A 16,650-nucleotide genomic window follows, 5' to 3' on the forward strand; every position below is an offset into this window, starting at 1 on the left:
GACCGGATGGGCCCGGCCGAGCTGCTCGGAGCCCTGCCCACCGCCGCGCTGCAGACCCCGGCGGCCGTCGTGCTGCGCCCGCTGCTGGCCGTCGACCGCGACGGCACGCTGCTGGAGACGCTGGCCGCGGTCCTGGACGAGGGCGGCGCGCTGAAGGCCGCGGAACGGCTGGGCGTCCACCGCAACACGATCACCACCCGCCTGGAGCGCATCAAGGCGGCGGGCTTCGACCTCGACGACGCCGCCACCCGCCTGGCCCTGCAACTGGCCTGCCACGTGATGCTCCGCTGACCGCCTACCTGGGACGGCCGAAACCGCTGAAACCGTACATCCGGGACCGCGTACGCGAGAGCCCCGCATGGCATGCTCGTAACGGCGACCCCGGAAGGCGCCCCGGAAGGAGACATCCGTTGCCCGCTTCCCCGACAGAAGGCAGGCTGCTGGCGGTCAGCGACCTGCACGTCGCCCACCCCGAGAACCGGGCCATCGTCGAAGAGCTGAAACCGCTCACCCCGGGCGACTGGCTGCTGGTGGCCGGCGACGTGGGGGAGCGGCTGGCCGACATCACGTGGGCGCTGGGCCTGCTGGCCGGCCGCTTCGAACGGGTCGTCTGGGTGCCGGGCAACCACGAGCTGTGGACCGTGCAGGGTGAGCGGCCCGACCTGCGCGGAGTGGCCCGATACGAGCACCTGGTGGGCGTCTGCCGCGACCTGGGCGTGCTCACGCCTGAGGACGACTACCCGCTGTGGGAGGGCGCGGGCGGCCCGGTGCGGATCGTGCCGCTGTTCCTCCTGTACGACTACACGTTCCTGCCCCCGGGCCACCACACGAAGGACAGCGGCCTGGCCTACGCCCACAGCACCGGCGTGGTCTGCACCGACGAGTACGTCCTGCACCCCGACCCGTACCCGAGCCGCGAGGCGTGGTGCCGGGCCCGCGTGGAGCTGACCGAGCGGCGCCTGGCGGCGCTCGACGACGACGTCCCGCTGGTGTTCGTCAACCACTACCCCCTGGTACGCGAGCCGACGGACATCCTGCGTTACCCCGAGTTCGCCCAGTGGTGCGGCACCACGGCCACCAGAGACTGGCACCGCCGCCACCGCACGGCCGCCATGATCTACGGCCACCTGCACATCCCCCGCGTCACCTGGCACGACGGCGTCCGTTTCGAGGAGGTCTCGCTCGGTTACCCGCGCGAGTGGAAACGCCGTCCTGGCCCGCGCCGCCTGCTGCGCGACGTCCTGCCGGAAACCTGACCGCCGCCAGGGGGGCGAAGGCGCGGGATCAGCGGGTGACCATACCCTGCGCCAGGTCGGCGGCCGTGGCGGCGGGGTCGCGGTCACCGGCGGGGCCGTAGCCGCCGCCCCCGCCCGACTCGCAGCGCAGCACGTCGCCCGTCCTGACTGGCAGCGCGTTCACCTTGAGCAGCTCGCGCGCCCGCTCGGTGCCCGGGTTGACGGTGACCCGCGGCGGAGCGCCCGCCCCGCCGCCGGCCAGCCCCCAGGCGGGGGTGACCGAGCGTTCGAACCACAGCGACAACGAGGTGTCGCCGCGGAACTCGTACTCGCGGACGACCCCGTTGCCGCCCCGCCACCGGCCGGCGCCGCCGGTGTCCGGCCGCAGCTCGTAGCGGGTGACGCGGACCGGGAACAACGTCTCCAGCACCTCGATCGGCATGTCCCGCAGCGAGCCGTTGACGTTGTTGATCAGGCAGCTCTCGCCGTCGCCGCCCTCCCAGGCGCCCCAGCCGCCCACCGTGGCCTCCTGGGAGACGTACAGCTTGCCGGTACGCGGGTCCTTCCCGGTGAACTGCACGATCATCGAGTCCCCGTACGACGCCGCGGCCGCCTTGCCCGGCAGCGCCGGCGCGAGCGCCTTGACCACCAGGTCGATGAGCAGCCCCAGGTGGGAGTAGTAGTACTGGCAGGCGGCCGGCGACTCGGCGGCCAGCATCGAGCCGGGCCGCGTCCGCACCGACAGCGGCCGGAACGACCCCCCGTTCAGCGGCACGTCACCGGAGACGAGCAGCTTGTAGCCCACCCGCACGGCGGCCACCGCCTGCGCCGCGCCGCAGTTGACAGGACCCGTCGCCTGGTCGGCGCAGTCGCTCAGGTCGACGTGCACGTGCTCGCCCGACACCGTGATCCGCACGTTGACCGGCAGCGGCGTGGCCAGGTCGACGCCGTCGTTGTCGAGGAAGCCCGACGCCTCGTAGACGCCGTCGGGGATGGCCGCGATGGCGGCCCGCTCCATGCGCTCGGTCTGGGCGAAGATCTGGTCGCGGGCGGCCGTCACGGTCTCCTGGCCCCACCGGTCGACGATCTCCTTCAGCCGCCGCTGGCCGGTCATGGCGCAGCTCACCTGGGCCCGCAGGTCGCCGAGGGTGGCGTGCGGGAAGCGTACGTTGCGGGCGATCACCTCGTGCAGGTCGCGGCAGGGCCGCCCGCCCGCGTACACCTTGACCGGGGGCATCCGCAGGCCCTCCTGGAAGATCGACGTGGAGTCCATCGAGCCGCCGGGGTCCTTGGAGCCGACGTCGAGCCAGTGCGCCCGCGAGGCCGCGAACCCGGCCAGCTCCCCACCGGCGAAGATCGGCCCGTAGACGGTGACGTCGTTGAGGTGGGTGCCGCCGATGTAGGAGTCGTTGAGCACCCACACGTCGCCCTCCTGCCAGACCTCCCGGCCGTACAGGCGCTCGGTCTCGCGGGTGCACACCTCCAGGTTGCCCAGGAAGATCGGCAGACCGGACGACTGGCCCAGGACGTTGTGGTCGCGGTCGAGCAGCGCGACCGCGCAGTCCTTGGCCTCGTAGATGACGGGGGTGTAGGAGCTGCGGATGAGGGTGGTGTTCATGTCTTCTGCCGCCTGGAGCAGCGCGCAGCGGATGATCTCTGTGGTGACGGGGTTGATCACATGTCCACTTTCACGATGAGGAAGCCGTTCTCGTCCACGGTGGCCAGGCAGCCGGGTGGGATGACCGTGGTCGCGGTCTCCTCGACCACGATCGCGGGCCCGGTCAGTTCGCCGGAGAGGTCGGCGCGGCGCAGCACGGGGGTGCGGTGCACGGCGCCGTCGAAGATCACGTCATGGACGCCGGGCGGCGCCTGCTCGGGCCGCGCCACGGCCGGGGCCGCCGTACGCGCGAACGTGCCGAACCCCGTGCTGCGCAGCATGACGAACTCCACCGGCGCCTCCGGCGTGGCGTGCCCGTAGCGGCCGGTGTGCGCCTCGGCGTAGCGGGCCGCGATCTCGGCGAGGAACTCGGGCTCGGCCGGTTCCTCGGCGTCGCGCAGCGGGACGGTGAGCGTGTAGTCCTGGCCCTCGTAACGCATCTCCACGGCGTGCTCCACCCGCCGCCGCTCCTCCGGGACGCCCTGCCCGTCGAGCGCGTCGAGCGCCTCCCGCTCCAGGGCGGCCAGGTTCGCGCACATGTCGGCGCCGTCGAGCGTGTCCTGCGGCCGGAAGTACGGATGCGTCAGATCCCTGCGCACCTCGGCCTGCAGCATCCCCCACGCCGAGAACGCCCCGGGGAAGCGCGGCACCACGACCTCGGAGATCCCCAGCTCCCGAGCGATGAACACGGCGTGCATCGGGCCCGCGCCGCCGAAGGCCACCAGCGCGAACTCCCGCGGCTCCACCCCGTGCTCCACGGTCAGCGTACGGATCGCCTGCGCCATCTTGGCGTTGGCCACGTCGCAGATGCCCTCGGCCAGCCGCAGCGGGTCGAGGTCCAGCTCCTCGGCCAGTTCGGCCACCGCGGCCCCGGCGGCCTCGTGGTCCAGCGTCATCAGGCCGCCCGCGAACCACGCCGGGTCCACCCGCCCGAGCGCCACGTTAGCGTCCGTGACGGTGGGCCGGACGCCGCCCCTGCCGTAGCAGGCCGGGCCCGGCACGGCCCCGGCCGACTCGGGGCCGACGCGCAGCGCGCCCGCCTCGGCGTAGGCGATCGAGCCGCCGCCCGCGCCGATCGTGTGCAGGTTCACGATCGGCATCAGCACCGGGTAGCCCTCGATGCGCGTCTCGGCGGTGACGTCGGGACGGCCGTTCACGATGAGCGAGACGTCGAACGACGTGCCGCCCATGTCGACGCAGATCGCGTGGCCGGTGCCCAGCAGCCTCGATGCCGCCACCCCGCCCATCGTCCCGCCGACCGGCCCGGACAGCAGCGTCTGCAGCGGCCGGCGCATCGCGTACGAGGCGTTGACCAGCCCGCCCGACGACTGCATCACGTGCACCGGCACGCCCAGCCCGCGCTCGGCGAAGCGCCGCCCGATCCCGGCCAGGTAACCGCGCACCACCGGCCCGGTGTACGCCTCCAGCACCGCCGACGAGGTCCGCTCGTACTCCCGCCACTCCCGCGCCACCTCGTGCGAGAGCACGACCAGCACGTCCTCGCCCAGCTCCGCCCGGAGGATCTCGCCCGCCCGCAGCTCGTGGGCCGGATCGGCGAAGGAGAACAGCAGGCACACCGCCACCGCGTCGAACCCCTCGGCGCGCGCCCGCCGCGCCGCCGCCCGCACCGACTCCTCGTCCAGCGGGACCAGCTCCCGCCCCCGGTAGTCCAGCCGGCCGCCGATCTCCATGACGTCCTGCCGCGGCACCAGCGGCTCGGGCTTGCGGTACCGCAGGTCGAACATGCGGTCCCGGTTGCCCCTGGCGATCTGGTAGACGTCCCGGCCGCCCTGGCCGGACAGCAGCAGCACCCGCGCGCCCTTGCGCTCCAGCAGCGCGTTGAGCCCCTGCGTGGTGCCGTGCACGAAGAACGAGATGTCCGCGGGATCGTCGACGACCCGGCCCAGCGCGGCGAAGACGCCCTCCGCCAGGTCCGCGGGCGTGGTGGGCGCCTTCGAGGCGGTCACGGCCCCTGTGCGCTCGTCGTAGCAGACCACGTCGGTGAAGGTGCCCCCGATGTCCATGGCGACGCGATAGCTCATGCGGGGAACCGTATGCCGCGCCCGGCCGCCCGATCGTGTGCGCTCCGCACAGCCGGGCGCCGCCGGTAGTGCGTCCCGCCGGGTGTCCGGGAAAACGCCGCGCGGAGCGGGAGGTCGGCGGGGCCGGTCGGCCCGGTTGCCGTCCGGGAGTTCCCGCGGCAAGGCAATACGCTGTCGGATGTGCCTGCCCCGTACCTCACCCTGAAGACCGTCGTCGAGCACGAGACCGAGGCGCGGCGCTCGCGCTTCCTGTGCGCCCTGGCCCCGGCGCGCACTGTCGGCGAGGCGGCCGCGTTCATCGCCGAGCGCCGCCGCGAGCACGCCGACGCCACCCACAACTGCACGGCGTACGTGATCGGCGAGCGGGTCCAGAAGGGTGACGACGACGGCGAGCCGGGCGGCACCGCGGGCACGCCCATGGTGCAGGCGCTGGTGGGGAGGGGGTTCAGCGACGTGGTGGCGGTGGTGACCCGCTATTTCGGCGGCACCCTGCTGGGCGCGGGCGGGCTGGTGCGCGCCTACGGCTCGGCGGTGACCGAGACCCTCGACCGGGCCGAGCCGGTTCGGATGGTCCCGGCCAGGCTCGTACGCGTCGCGGTCGCCCACGACCAGGCCGGGCGGGTCGAGAACGACCTGCGGGCCTCCCGGCACGCGGTGCGCGAGGTCGCCTACGCGGGCGAGGTGACGTTCGCCGTGGCGGTGGGCGACGACGAGGTGGCCACGTTCACCGACTGGGTGGCCACGCTGACCGCCGGGCGGGCCCGTGTGGACCTCGGCGACGCCCTCCACGTGCCGGCCTGACCACGGAGGGTGACGCTCCGCGCCCGCTCTTGGGCGTCAGCCCTCCAGGGCGTACTGCATCACCCGGAACTTCGCCTGGGCCTCGGCCAGCTCGGCGGCCGGGTCGGAGTCGCCCATGATGCCGCCGCCCGCGAACAGCCGGGCCCGGCGGCCCTGCACGAGCCCCGAGCGCAGCGCGATGCCCCACTCGCCGTCGCCGTGGACGTCGATCCAGCCCACCGGACCCGCGTAGCCGGAGCGGTCCATGCCTTCCAGCTCGCGGATCACCTGGATCGCGGTGCTGGTCGGGGTGCCGCCGACGGCCGCCGTCGGGTGCATGGCGGCCACCACGTCGAGCACTGACGCCCCGTCGGCCAGCCGCCCGGTGACGTGGCTGGCCAGGTGCTGCACGTTGGGCAGCACGAGCAGCTCGGGCTCGTCGGGAGTGGTGAGCGAGGAGCACAGCGGCGCCAGCGTCTGGCGTACGGAGGCGATCGCGCACTCGTGCTCGTGCCGGTCCTTCGTCGAGGCGAACAGCGCCGCCCCCCGGGCGAGGTCGTCGGCCGGGCCGGTGCCGCGCGGGGTCGTGCCCGCCAGCACCAGCGACTCGATCTCCTGGCCCGTACGCCGGATCAGCAGCTCGGGCGTGGCCCCGACCAGCCCCGCCACCGAGAACGTGTAGCACTCGGGATAGCGGCGGGCCAGCCGGTCCAGCAGCAGCCGCACGTCGATCGGCCGCTCGGCGGTGGCGACCAGGTCGCGGGCCAGCACCACCTTCTCCAGCTCGCCCTCGCGGATGCGCTTGGCGGCCCGCGCCACGATGTGCTCCCACTCGGGAGCGGACAGGCTGCCGTCGCCGTAGCTGATGCGGCCGGGGTCGCGAACGGGCGTGAACCGCTCCAGCGGCGCCTCGCCGATCGTGGTCAGCCAGGCGTGGCCGCCGCGCCGGGCCAGCACGGCGCGCGGGACCACGAGCACCGAGCCGTGGGAGTCCTGGTCGAAGGTGAAGCTGCCGAACGCCACCGCGCCGGAGCCGGGTGTGCGCACGGCGTCGTCGACCTGCGCCTCGCCGAACACGGTGGCCAGCCACTGGCGGGCCCAGGCGAACCTGCCGGGCCCCGGCGGGACGGCCACCCGGGCGGCCTCACCCCAGCCGACCAATCCCTCGCCGTTCCTGATCCACGCGTAGGGTGCGGTGCGAGGGAGAGCAGCCAGCAGATCACCGGGGTCGCCGACATGGGTGGTGCGAACCGGCAGCGGGCGGGTTGTTCCGAGCGCGACACTCACCCGAGACACTCTATGCGGGAACTGAACACGTTCGACTCGGACCCCCGTGAATGCGAGCTTACGGGCAAAGAACCCGGAAAAAACCGGATGCCACGGCGTATTGAGCCCAACCCGATCCGGTCCGGCCTGTCAAGCGCCGATATGAAGTCGGTCCTGAAGTGGCAGGCGTCGCGGCGAGGTCATGGTGAGGCGGTGATCGGCTCCCTACCTTTGAGCCCATGATCGCTCGCCTGGGTCCCGTCCTCGCCGCCGTCGTACTCACCGCCTCGGGCCCGGCCCAGGCCGCCGCCGCGTCGGCCGCCGCGCAGCCGGTGCCCGAGGTCATGGCCGCACTCGGCGACTCCATCTCGACCGGGTTCAACTCCTGCGGCTTCTATGTCTCCTGCACCCCGCGTTCCTGGGCGACCGGCGACAGCGGCCAGGTCAACAGCCACTACCTGCGGCTGTCCGAGCTGTCTGGAACGCTCCAAAAGCACAACCACAACTACGCCGTCCCCGGCGCGACCAGCGCCAACCTGCTCGCGCAGGCGAAGAAGGCGGTCTCGGCCAAGGCCGACTACGTGACGATTCTCATAGGCGCCCAGGACGCCTGCGTACGCACCGAGGAGGCGATGACCTCCGTCGAGACCTACCGGCGGCGCCTGGACACGGCGCTGGCCGAGTTGCGCGCCGGCCTGCCCAGGGCCCGCGTGTTCATCGCCAGCATCCCCGACCTGCGGCGGCTCTGGCAGGTGGGCAAGGACACCCCGCTGGCCCGTACGTTCTGGGCGGCCGGCCGCATCTGCCAGACCATGCTCGCCCGGCCCACCTCGACCAAGCGGGCCGACGCCGAGCGCCGCTCCCGGGTGCGCGACCGCGTCATGGCCTACAACCGCGCGGCGGCCCAGGCGTGCGCCGCGTACGGCGCGAACTGCCGTACCGACGGGGGAGCGGTCTTCTCCTACCCGTTCACGCTCGACCACGTGAGCAGGTGGGACTACTTCCACCCCAACACCTCCGGGCAGGCGGTGCTGGCCCGGCGGACCTACGACAACGGCTTCACCTGGCTCGACCCCCGCTGACGCGGGCCCACGACCGGGAGCGGGCGGTCACCGGCACTGCGCCAGCATCGCCCTCTTGTCGGCGGCCGTCACCGGCACGTCGTACTTGAGCGCCACCTGGGCGAACCGCGTGACGTACGCGCACCGGATGTCGCGCCGGGGCGGCAGCCAGCCCGCCGGCCCCGAGGCGTCCTTCTGCTCGTTGGCGTTCCCGTCGACGGGCAGCAGGTTGAGCGGGTCGTTGGCGAAGTCGAGACGTTTGGACATCGGCCACCCCCGCGCCCCCATCCGCCACCCGTAGTTGAGCGGCACCACGTGATCGACCTGCACGTCGTCGGCGTCGCTCTTGTGCCAGCGGATGAGCCGTCCCGTGTAGGGGTCGGTCAGGTCCATGGAGACGACCTCGCAGGTCGAGCCCGCCCGGTATTTCACGTTCCGGCCGTCGCGGGCCAGCAGGTCGTCACGGGTACGGCAGCCGTTGCGCGCGTACGGCACGCCGGTGGCGCTGTCGGCCCAGTTCTCCCCGTAGCGGGTGCGCGCGTAGCCCGTGCCGGGCCCGAGCCCCTTGACGCGCAGGCGTTCGATGAGCCCGCGGGCCTCCGACCTGTCGGCGTCGGCGCTGACGGGGGCCAGGCCCGGCAGCGTCCCGCTGAGGTTGCCCAGCGGGCCGGCGGCGGTGGCCGGTGGGGTCTTGGTGCTGTCGATGAGGGAAACGACGATGACGGCGCCGGTGAGGACGGCGAACGCGTCCTTGGTGCTCAAACGGACCCTCCATGAGCTCCAGGTTGTCTAGAGAGATTCCCGGTCCCGCCTCTTGCGACACGGGGAGGGTTGTGTGACTCGCCGTCCGATCGATGCTGACGCCGATCCCCGTCCCTCGGCCGGCACTTACGGCGGCCGGAAACGCGAGTTAACGTGTAAGCACGTAATCATCCTGGAGGGCGCGATGGCGGATCCCCTTGACGCCTACTCTCACGTGGTGTCTTCCGTGGCGGCCGAGTTGCTGCCGAAAGTGGCCAGTGTGCGGGCCGGGCGGGGCAGCGGCTCGGCGGTGGTGTTCACCGACGACGGCTTCCTGCTGACGAACGCGCACGTCGTCGGCTCCTCCCGGGCCGGCGCCATCGCCTTCGCCGACGGCACGTCCGGCGACTTCGAGGTCGTCGGCCGCGACCCGCTGTCGGACCTGGCGGTGATCAGGGCGCAGACCGCCACACCCCCGCCCGCCGAGCTGGGCGACAGCGACGAGCTGGTGGTGGGGCAGCTCGTCGTGGCCGTGGGCAACCCGCTCGGGCTGTCGGGGTCGGTGACGGCCGGGGTGGTCTCAGGGCTGGGCCGGTCGCTGCCCGCGCGCAGCGGCTCCAACCTGCGCCTGATCGAGGACGTGATCCAGACCGACGCCGCACTCAACCCGGGCAACTCGGGCGGGGCACTGGCCGACTCGCGGGCCCGGGTGGTCGGCGTCAACACGGCGGTGGCCGGGGTCGGCGTGGGGCTGGCCGTGCCGGTGAACGACACGACCCGGTCCATCATCGCCGCGCTGATCAGGGACGGCCGGGTCAGGCGGGCGTTCCTGGGCCTGGTGACCTCCCCGGCGCCGCTGCCCGAGCCGTTGCGGCGGCGTACCGGGCAGGAGGGGGCGCTGCGGGTGGTCGAGGTGGTGCCCGGCTCGCCCGCGCAGCGGGCCGGGCTGCGCGCCGGCGACCTGGTGCTGAGCGCGGGGCGGCACCCGGTGGGCGACGCGCAGAGCCTGCAGCGGCTGATGTTCGCCGACGCGATCGGGCGCCCGCTGCCGATCACCGTCCACCGCAACGGCGCGCTCGTGGACGTCATCGCCGAGCCCGTGGAGCTGACGGGCTCCGGCGTGTGACGCCGCGGGGCGTGGGTCAGGGGCAGGGCGGCGTGACGTCCTCCGCCGCCGGGGCCCGCTTGCGCTCGCGCCGGGCCAGCAGGTCGGCCAGGAGCGCGTCCCACTGCTCCCCGACCACGTCCACGTCGTAGGTGCCGGCCGTCTCCAGCGCCCGGGTGCCGAGGTCGCGGCGCAGTCGCTCGTCCTCGATGACCCGGATGATCGACTCCGCGAGGTTGGCGTTCGTGCGCGGCTTGACCAGCAGCCCGTCCACCTCGTGCGTGATCATCTCCTTCGGCCCGTGCGGGCTGTTGAAGCTGACGATGGCCAGCCCTTTGCCCATGGCCTCCAGGATCGTCATGGGGAAGCCCTCGTGACGCGAGCTGAGCACGTAGATCGAGGACCTCTCCAGCTCGGCGCCCACGTCGGTGGTCGGCCCCGGCAGCTCGACCTTGCCCTCCAGGCCCGCCTCGGCGATCTGCTGGGCGAGGTTCTCCTCCTGCGGCCCCGCCCCGAAGATGCGCAGCTTCCAGTCGGGGTGGGCGGCGGCGACCGTCTCCCAGGCGGCGATCAGCCGGTGGAAGCCCTTGATGCGGGTCATCCGGCCGACGGCCACGGCCACCTTGGCGTCGAGCTTGGCCACGTCACCCGTCATCGGCGGCACCGCGTTGGGGATGCGCGTCAGCCTGCGCGGCTTCTTGGGCAGCGTCTCGCGGTAGTCGCGCAGGTCGGCCTTGGTGAGCGTGACCAGGGCGTCGAGACGGCGGTAGCGCCACTTGATCAGCTCTTGGACCGGCTCCGGCTGGGTGCGCAGCGCCACGTGCTCCTGCCCGACCGTGATGACCCCGGGCAGCGCCAACTGCGCGATCGCGAGGTTGAGCCCCGGGCGGGTGGCCATCAGCACGCCGGTGTCCATGGAACGGATGAAGCGGGCCAGCCTGAGGTCGGTCCACAGGTTGAAGCGGTGGTAGGCCGACTCCTCCTTGGGGATCAGCCTGCTGGGCAGCTTCGACAACATCGCCCGCACCGGGTCGGCGCCGGGGTTGATCCGATCGTCGAGAAAGCGGAACCGCACGCGCGGATCGATCGGGAAGAACGGCTCCTCGGCCTCCTTCAGGATGCTGACGATCTCCACGTCGTGCTCGTCGGCCAGGTAACCGGCCAGGTTGAACACCGTCCGGATCGTGCCGCCCATCCCGTAGGCGTGCAGGAGCAGGATGCGGACCCGCTCGGTCGAAGGCGGCGGTGCGTTGCGTGTCTTGCGCCGGGTGTATCCCCGGTAGAGCCTGCCCACGGCCGACCTGCCCTTGCGTGCCAGTGCGCGCACGTGACGAATCCCCCTCGTGTATGCGGAAGAAGTCTCAACACACGTGGCCGGCGGTGAGGAACATCGCCTCGCCACCGGCCGTTGTCCAGCCTCGGTGGAGTGCACGTGTTCATCCCCTGTGCGCTTTCGCCACCTATGATCTTTAGACGCCGGAAAGGTGGCTAAGGTTGCATGCGCGGCCGGTGCCGGGGGTCGGGAGTGTGCGGCGGACGCTCGGCCAGCAGGCTCAGCGCGACGTCGATGGCCCGTTCGAGCTGCGTGTCCACGCCCCGGGCGTAGTCCTGCGGGGTGATGTCCACCTCGATGTCCGGGTCGGTGCCGTAGTTCTCCACCTGCCAGCCCACGTCGTCGAAGGCGAAGGAGAACTCCGGCTGCGTGGTCACCGTGCCGTCGGCGAGCCGGTGGCGCGGCCAGATGCCGATCACGCCGCCCCACGTGCGCTTGCCGACCAGCGGGCCCAGCCCGAGCAGCTTGAAGGTGTGGCTGAAGATGTCGCCGTCGGAAGCAGCCCACTCGTTCGTGACGGCCACCAGCGGGCCGCGCGGCGACTCCGGCGGGTACGGCTCCGCCGCCCCCCACCGCGGATAGTCGTAGCCCAGCCGCCGCCTGGCCAGTTTCTCCAGCAGCAGCGCCGAGACGTTCCCGCCGCCGTTGAAGCGTACGTCCACGATGAGCGCGTGCCGGTCATACTCGGCCAGGAACCCCCGGTGGAACTCCCCGAACCCCTCGGCCCCCATGTCCGGCACGTGCAGATAGCCGACCCGGCCGCCGGAGCGCCGGTGGCACTGGGCGCGGTTGAGGTTGACCCAGTCGCGGTAGCGGGCGGGCTGCTCGTCGGCCAGGGCGCGTACGGTCACCGAGAAGACCCGCTCCCCGCGCCGCAACGTCAGCTCGACCTCCTCGTCCGCCTGGTTGACCAGCCGCTCGTTCGGCGTGGCCGCGCCCTCCGACGGCTCTCCGACGGGCGCGCCGTTGATGGCCAGCACGGCGTCACCCGTACGCACGTCGACCCCGAGCCGGGTCAGCGGCGAGGTCGCCTGCGGATCCCCCGGGTCGCCCGTCACGATGGCAGCGATGTGGTAGACGCCGTCGCGCAGGCACCAGTCGACGCCCAGCTTGCCCTGGCTGTAGTCGGGCCCGGGACGGTACTCGCCGCCGCTCTCGAACGCGTGGCTGGTGGCCAGCTCCCCGTGCAGCTCCCACAGCAGGTCGGAGAACTCGCCCCGGGTCGTCACCCGCTCCACCAGCGGCTGGTAGCGGTCGTAGACGGCCGGCCAGTCGACGCCCGCCATGTCCTCGGTCCAGAAGTTCTCCCGCTGCAGCCGCCACGCCTCACGGAACATCTGCCGCCACTCCGCCTCAGGGCAGACCGACACCTTGATGCGCGACAGGTCGATCCAGCCGCTCTCGCGCCCCGGCCCCTCCTCGTCGCCGGGCACCTCGCCCGCCTTGACCACCCGCAGCCTGCTCCCCGCCCGGTACAGCAGCGTCCTGTGGTCGCGGCCCAGCTCGAAATCGCTCACGCCCTCGGCGAACGTCTCGTTCCGCCCTTTCGCGAAGTCGAACAGGTGCAGCGTGTCCTCCCCTTCGAGCGGGCTGGTCAGGATCAGCGCCTTGCCCTTCAGCCCGGCCACCCGCTCGTAGCGGCCCTCCGGCAGCGGGAACGCGGTCACCCGGCGGGCCAGCCCGTCCACGTCCACGCGCAGCGGCTCGTCCTCGTCGCCGTCCTCGTTCTCCTCTTCTTCGTCGTCCTCCTTGCCGGTCAGCGGACGCGGCCGGGGCACGAACGGGTCGGGTTCGTCGGCCCGCAGCGCCACCGCGTACGGGCGGGAGCCCAGCGGGAAGCCCAGGTCGAACTGGAGCTGGTCGTAGACGGGGGAGAAGACGCGCTGGCCGATGAAGTACAGGTAGCGGCCCTGCGGGTCGAAGGCCGGCATCGAGTCCTTGAGCACCGGCTCGCTGGCCTGCACCGTGCGGGCCGTCTCGGGGTGGTGCAGCTTGATCGCGGTGGTCTGGGCGTTGAGCGGGCTCGCGTACGCCAGCCAGCGGCCGTCGTGCGACCAGGCCGGGTCCTCCGGCGGGCCGTGCGGGTTGGCCTCGACCAGCTCGGTCCGCCCGGTGGCCAGGTCGAGCAGGTGCAGTTCGTGGCGGTGGTTGACGACCGCCACCCGGTCGTGGGCGGGGTCGGGCACCAGCTCGTTGATCCGGCCCAGCCGGGCCACTTCCGTGCCGGGGCCGCCCTCGCCGCCTTCGAGCACGACCAGCTTCTCCTCGTCGCCGTCGTCGCTGGCCGCCGCGATCAGTCGTGTGCCGTCGTTGAGCCAGGTCAGGAAGCGGTAGCGGACGCCGTCGGGGGAGCCGTGCTGGCGTACCGGGCCCTCCCAGTTCGCCATCGCGTACGCCTTGCCGCGCGCGGTGACCGCCACGGCGCTGCCGTCGGGGCTCAGCCGGGCGCTGTCGAGGTAGTCGGCGGCCTCGACGAACCTGCGGTTGCGCTGCGTCCTGGAGCTGGCCAGCCGCACCTCCAGGCGGCGCGGCCGCTCGCCGGGCTCCAGCAGGTACAGGTCCGCGCCCGCGTGGTAGACCAGCCGGTGCCCGTCGCCCGACAGGTTGCGGGCGTAGTAGTCGTCGTGGTGGGTGTGCCTGCGCAGGTCGTCGCCGCTGGGCGAGCACGAGTAGACGTTGCCGACGCCCTCGTGGTCGGAGATGAAGCACACCCGGCCCCCGCTCCAGCAAGGGGAGGCCAGGTTGCCCGGCAGCCTGATCAGCCGCCTGAACTCGCCGTCGCCGAGCGGGTCGATCCACAGGTCGCCGACCGTGCCGCCGCGGTAACGCTTCCAGCGCGCCGGGTCGGCGGTGTTGCGGCCGAGCACGATCATGCCTTCCGGCCCGTACGCGATCGAGTTCGCCGGTCCGTACGGCAGCCGCTCCGGCACCCCGCCCGGCGCCACCCGGTGCAGCCACTGGCGGCCCTCGAACGGCTGTGACTGGTCGCTGGCGTACACGATCTGGCCCTCGGGGTCCCAGCCGGTCACCGTGCAGCGGGACCCGTGGAAGGTCACCCGGCGGGCCGCGCCGCCGTCGGACGGCATCACGTACACCTCTTCCGGGCCCTCCTCGCGGCCGACGAACGCGAGCTGGTCGCCGCGCGGCGAGATGCGGGGGTAACCGGCCTCGGCGAGCCCGGCGGTGAGCCGGAAGGCCCGGCCTCCCTGGGCGGAGACCATCCACAGGTCGTCCTCGGCGGCGAAGACCACCACGTCCTGGAAGACGGCGGGGAAGCGCAGGTAAGCCGACATGCGGGGCAGCTCCACGGTCAGATCGGACGACCGAGCCCTCCCGGCCCCGGCCGTCCGATCATCATGTCACCGGCCGGGCGGTCTACGAGGGCTGCCCGGGAGGACGCTCTTCGCCGGTCGGGTTCCGGCTCTCCCGCTTGGTGTCCTTGGCCTGGCGGCTGCTCTTGATGGCCTGCTTCTTGGACTTGCCGGACTTGGCCGCGGGTTTCTTCCTCGTGTCAGCCATGGAGATCATCCCCCCTGTACGGACGAGGTGCACCGAATTGGTACACCAAGCCCGTTAATACCCATCTACTCACGAAACCCGACATACCACCTATCCGGCCCATTGCGCCCCAGTCGACGGCGGCGACGAGGCCATCGGCAGCGGTGGCCTCTCCGGCTCGACCGAGAGCTTCGGACGGCCCCTCGGACGAGGCTTCGGCCGGAGGGCTCGGGTAAGGGGTGACTGTCAGAGGAGGCGGAGCTGTTCGGGCTCGGGCGAGGGCTCGGACAGAGGTCGCGGCCGGGGCGGTGGGAGGCGGCGGGCCATGGCGGGGGTGGCACGGCCGACGCCGTGGCGTTCGGCGAGTTCCTTGACCAGGCCCGTCACCCGCTCCTGGTATGCCTTGGGCGCGTAGGCCCCCCGCCCGTACAGCTCCAGGTAGCGCGGCATCAGGCGTGGGTGCTCGCGCGAGAGCCAGCTCAGCCACCACTCCCTGGCCCCGGGTCGCAGGTGCAGCACGATGGGCGCGAGGTGGGTGGCGCCCGCCTCGGCGATCTCCTTGACCGTGCGGTCGAGCTGGGCGGGGGAGTCGGTCAGGTAGGGCAGGATGGGCGCCATCAGGACCCCGCAGCCGATGCCGTTGTCGTTGAGCGTCGCGCACGTCTCCAGGCGGCGGCGCGGGTTGGGCGTGCCGGGCTCGACGGCCCGCCACAGGTCGGCGTCGACGAACCCCACCGAGACGTTGGCGCCGACCTCCGTCACGTCGGCGGCCTCCGTCAGCAGGTCGAGGTCGCGCAGGATCAGCGTGCCCTTGGTGAGGACCGAGAACGGGTTGGCGGCGTCGCGCAGCGCGGCGATGATGCCGCGCATCAGCTTGTAGCGGCCCTCCGCGCGCTGGTAGGGGTCGACGTTGGTGCCCATGGCCACGTGGTGGCCGCCCCAGCGGGGCGAGGCCAGCTCCTTGCGGGCCAGCTCGGCGGCGTTGACCTTGACCACGATCTTGGTATCGAAGTCGGCACCGGCATCCAAATCTAGATATTCATGCGTTTTTCGGGCAAAACAGTAAACGCAGCGATGGGCGCACCCTCGGTAGGGGTTGATGGTGTAGCCGAACGGGACCCGGCTGGCCCCGGGAACCCGGTTGACGATGGATCGGGCCCGGATCTCGTAGAAGGTCATCCCCTTGAACTCGGGCGTGTCGAACGTGCGGACCACCGCGCCGCGAGCGAAGAGCGGCAGGGCCGGATCGTCTCGGCCGGGCGCGGCCAGCCGCAAGTTGTCCCAGCGCATGCCATGATTAGAACAAAGGTTCGAGCTTGATCGCAAACCGAAAAGAGGTTGTAATTACCTGGTCAGGCAGGGGCTAATGATCTTCAGGGTTGGGCAGAAAGAGGCCACGGAGCTTGCGTTCGGGAGGTGCACCTATGGCCTGGTCGCAGGACGAGGAGCGGATCCTGGCCCAGATCGAGCAGCACCTCGTCGACGACGATCCGCGACTCGTCGCACGGCTCGAGTCGTTCAACGAGCGGGTTGGTCGTAGCGAGGCGAGGTCGACGGGGGAGCGTGACTCCAAGCGTCGCCCGCGCCGCTCGACGGTCATCATCCTGATCAGTTGGTTGCTCATCGCCACGTTGGTCGCCACACTTCTGATCATGGTTCTCCGGAACGAGGCCGCGGCGGCGCTCGCGCTGTCCGCCGCCTTGTGACGCCGCCGATTCCCGACTCCTCACCGACACCCGCCCTCCACCGGCCCGGCAGAGGGCCTTCCGTCGTGCGCGAGGGCGGTCGAGGGCCTTCCGCCGTGTATGAGGGGCGGTCGAGGGCCTTCCGTCGTGTGTGAGGGGCGGTCGAGGGCTTTTCGTCGTGCGTGAGGGGTCGTCGAGGGCTTTCCGCTGTGCGTGAGGCCGTTGAGGGCATCCCGGGTGTGCGTGA

The 16,650-nt window shown here is 72.1% G+C and carries 14 protein-coding genes; 6 read left to right on the forward strand and 8 right to left on the reverse strand.

Features of this window, described 5'->3' with window-relative positions; all coding sequences use genetic code 11:
* Positions 1-291, forward strand: a 291-nt coding sequence (locus ABD844_RS45300) for a helix-turn-helix domain-containing protein (protein WP_344893496.1), incomplete at its 5' end; no start/stop codon positions are given.
* Between the two features lie 119 nt (positions 292-410).
* The gene (locus ABD844_RS45305) at positions 411-1,256 is read left to right on the forward strand and encodes a metallophosphoesterase family protein (protein WP_344893498.1); all 846 of its coding nucleotides are present in this window, start codon (positions 411-413) and stop codon (positions 1,254-1,256) included.
* 28 nt (positions 1,257-1,284) lie between these two features.
* On the opposite strand, the gene ABD844_RS45310 is transcribed toward ABD844_RS45305, so the two are convergent.
* Positions 1,285-2,913 carry a hydantoinase B/oxoprolinase family protein gene (locus ABD844_RS45310; protein WP_344893500.1) on the reverse strand — a complete coding sequence of 543 codons (1,629 nt, stop codon included), beginning with the start codon at positions 2,911-2,913 and terminating at the stop codon, positions 1,285-1,287.
* Positions 2,910-4,934, reverse strand: coding sequence for a hydantoinase/oxoprolinase family protein (locus ABD844_RS45315; RefSeq protein ID WP_344893502.1), 2,025 nt, complete (start codon positions 4,932-4,934; stop codon positions 2,910-2,912). Before ABD844_RS45315 ends, ABD844_RS45310 begins: the two co-directional genes overlap by 4 nt.
* A 180-nt stretch (positions 4,935-5,114) precedes the next feature.
* Here ABD844_RS45315 and ABD844_RS45320 point away from each other — a divergent pair, with 180 nt between their 5' ends.
* Positions 5,115-5,735 (forward strand): YigZ family protein, encoded by a 621-nt coding sequence (locus ABD844_RS45320; RefSeq protein WP_344893504.1) that lies wholly within the window; start codon positions 5,115-5,117, stop codon positions 5,733-5,735.
* 36 nt (positions 5,736-5,771) lie between these two features.
* On the opposite strand, the gene ABD844_RS45325 is transcribed toward ABD844_RS45320, so the two are convergent.
* Positions 5,772-7,001, reverse strand: a complete 1,230-nt coding sequence (locus tag ABD844_RS45325) for an isochorismate synthase (protein ID WP_344893505.1) — start codon at positions 6,999-7,001, stop codon at positions 5,772-5,774.
* A 218-nt stretch (positions 7,002-7,219) separates the two neighbouring features.
* On the opposite strand from ABD844_RS45325, the gene ABD844_RS45330 reads away from it, so the two are divergent.
* Entirely contained in the window at positions 7,220-8,062 is an 843-nt protein-coding gene (locus ABD844_RS45330) for a GDSL-type esterase/lipase family protein (RefSeq protein WP_344893507.1), read from the forward strand.
* Between the two features lie 27 nt (positions 8,063-8,089).
* Here ABD844_RS45330 and ABD844_RS45335 read toward each other — a convergent pair whose 3' ends face one another.
* Positions 8,090-8,803 carry an HNH endonuclease family protein gene (locus ABD844_RS45335; RefSeq protein WP_344893509.1) on the reverse strand — a complete coding sequence of 238 codons (714 nt, stop codon included), beginning with the start codon at positions 8,801-8,803 and terminating at the stop codon, positions 8,090-8,092.
* A 217-nt stretch (positions 8,804-9,020) separates the two neighbouring features.
* Between ABD844_RS45335 and ABD844_RS45340 the strand changes: the two genes are divergently transcribed.
* Entirely contained in the window at positions 9,021-9,908 is an 888-nt protein-coding gene (locus tag ABD844_RS45340) for a S1C family serine protease (protein WP_344893511.1), read from the forward strand.
* A gap of 16 nt (positions 9,909-9,924) precedes the next feature.
* Here the strand turns inward: ABD844_RS45340 and ABD844_RS45345 are convergent, their stop codons facing one another.
* The 4 genes from ABD844_RS45345 to ABD844_RS45360 all read right to left on the reverse strand — a co-directional run bounded on the left by ABD844_RS45345 (position 9,925) and on the right by ABD844_RS45360 (position 16,008).
* Positions 9,925-11,214, reverse strand: a complete 1,290-nt coding sequence (locus ABD844_RS45345) for a glycosyltransferase family 4 protein (RefSeq protein WP_344893514.1) — start codon at positions 11,212-11,214, stop codon at positions 9,925-9,927.
* Between the two features lie 161 nt (positions 11,215-11,375).
* On the reverse strand, positions 11,376-14,513 hold the full coding sequence (locus ABD844_RS45350) for a S41 family peptidase (RefSeq protein ID WP_344893516.1): 3,138 nt from the start codon (positions 14,511-14,513) through the stop codon (positions 11,376-11,378).
* An 82-nt stretch (positions 14,514-14,595) separates the two neighbouring features.
* Complete coding sequence (locus ABD844_RS45355) at positions 14,596-14,739, reverse strand: hypothetical protein (RefSeq protein ID WP_344893519.1); 144 nt, start codon at positions 14,737-14,739, stop codon at positions 14,596-14,598.
* 225 nt (positions 14,740-14,964) lie between these two features.
* Positions 14,965-16,008, reverse strand: a complete 1,044-nt coding sequence (locus ABD844_RS45360) for an Rv2578c family radical SAM protein (RefSeq protein ID WP_344893522.1) — start codon at positions 16,006-16,008, stop codon at positions 14,965-14,967.
* A gap of 134 nt (positions 16,009-16,142) precedes the next feature.
* Between ABD844_RS45360 and ABD844_RS45365 the strand changes: the two genes are divergently transcribed.
* Positions 16,143-16,424 (forward strand): DUF3040 domain-containing protein, encoded by a 282-nt coding sequence (locus ABD844_RS45365; protein WP_344893525.1) that lies wholly within the window; start codon positions 16,143-16,145, stop codon positions 16,422-16,424.
* Positions 16,425-16,650 lie beyond the last annotated feature (226 nt).

Origin of the sequence: Nonomuraea antimicrobica (genome assembly GCF_039536965.1) — a bacterium.
Classification (GTDB): domain Bacteria; phylum Actinomycetota; class Actinomycetes; order Streptosporangiales; family Streptosporangiaceae; genus Nonomuraea; species Nonomuraea antimicrobica.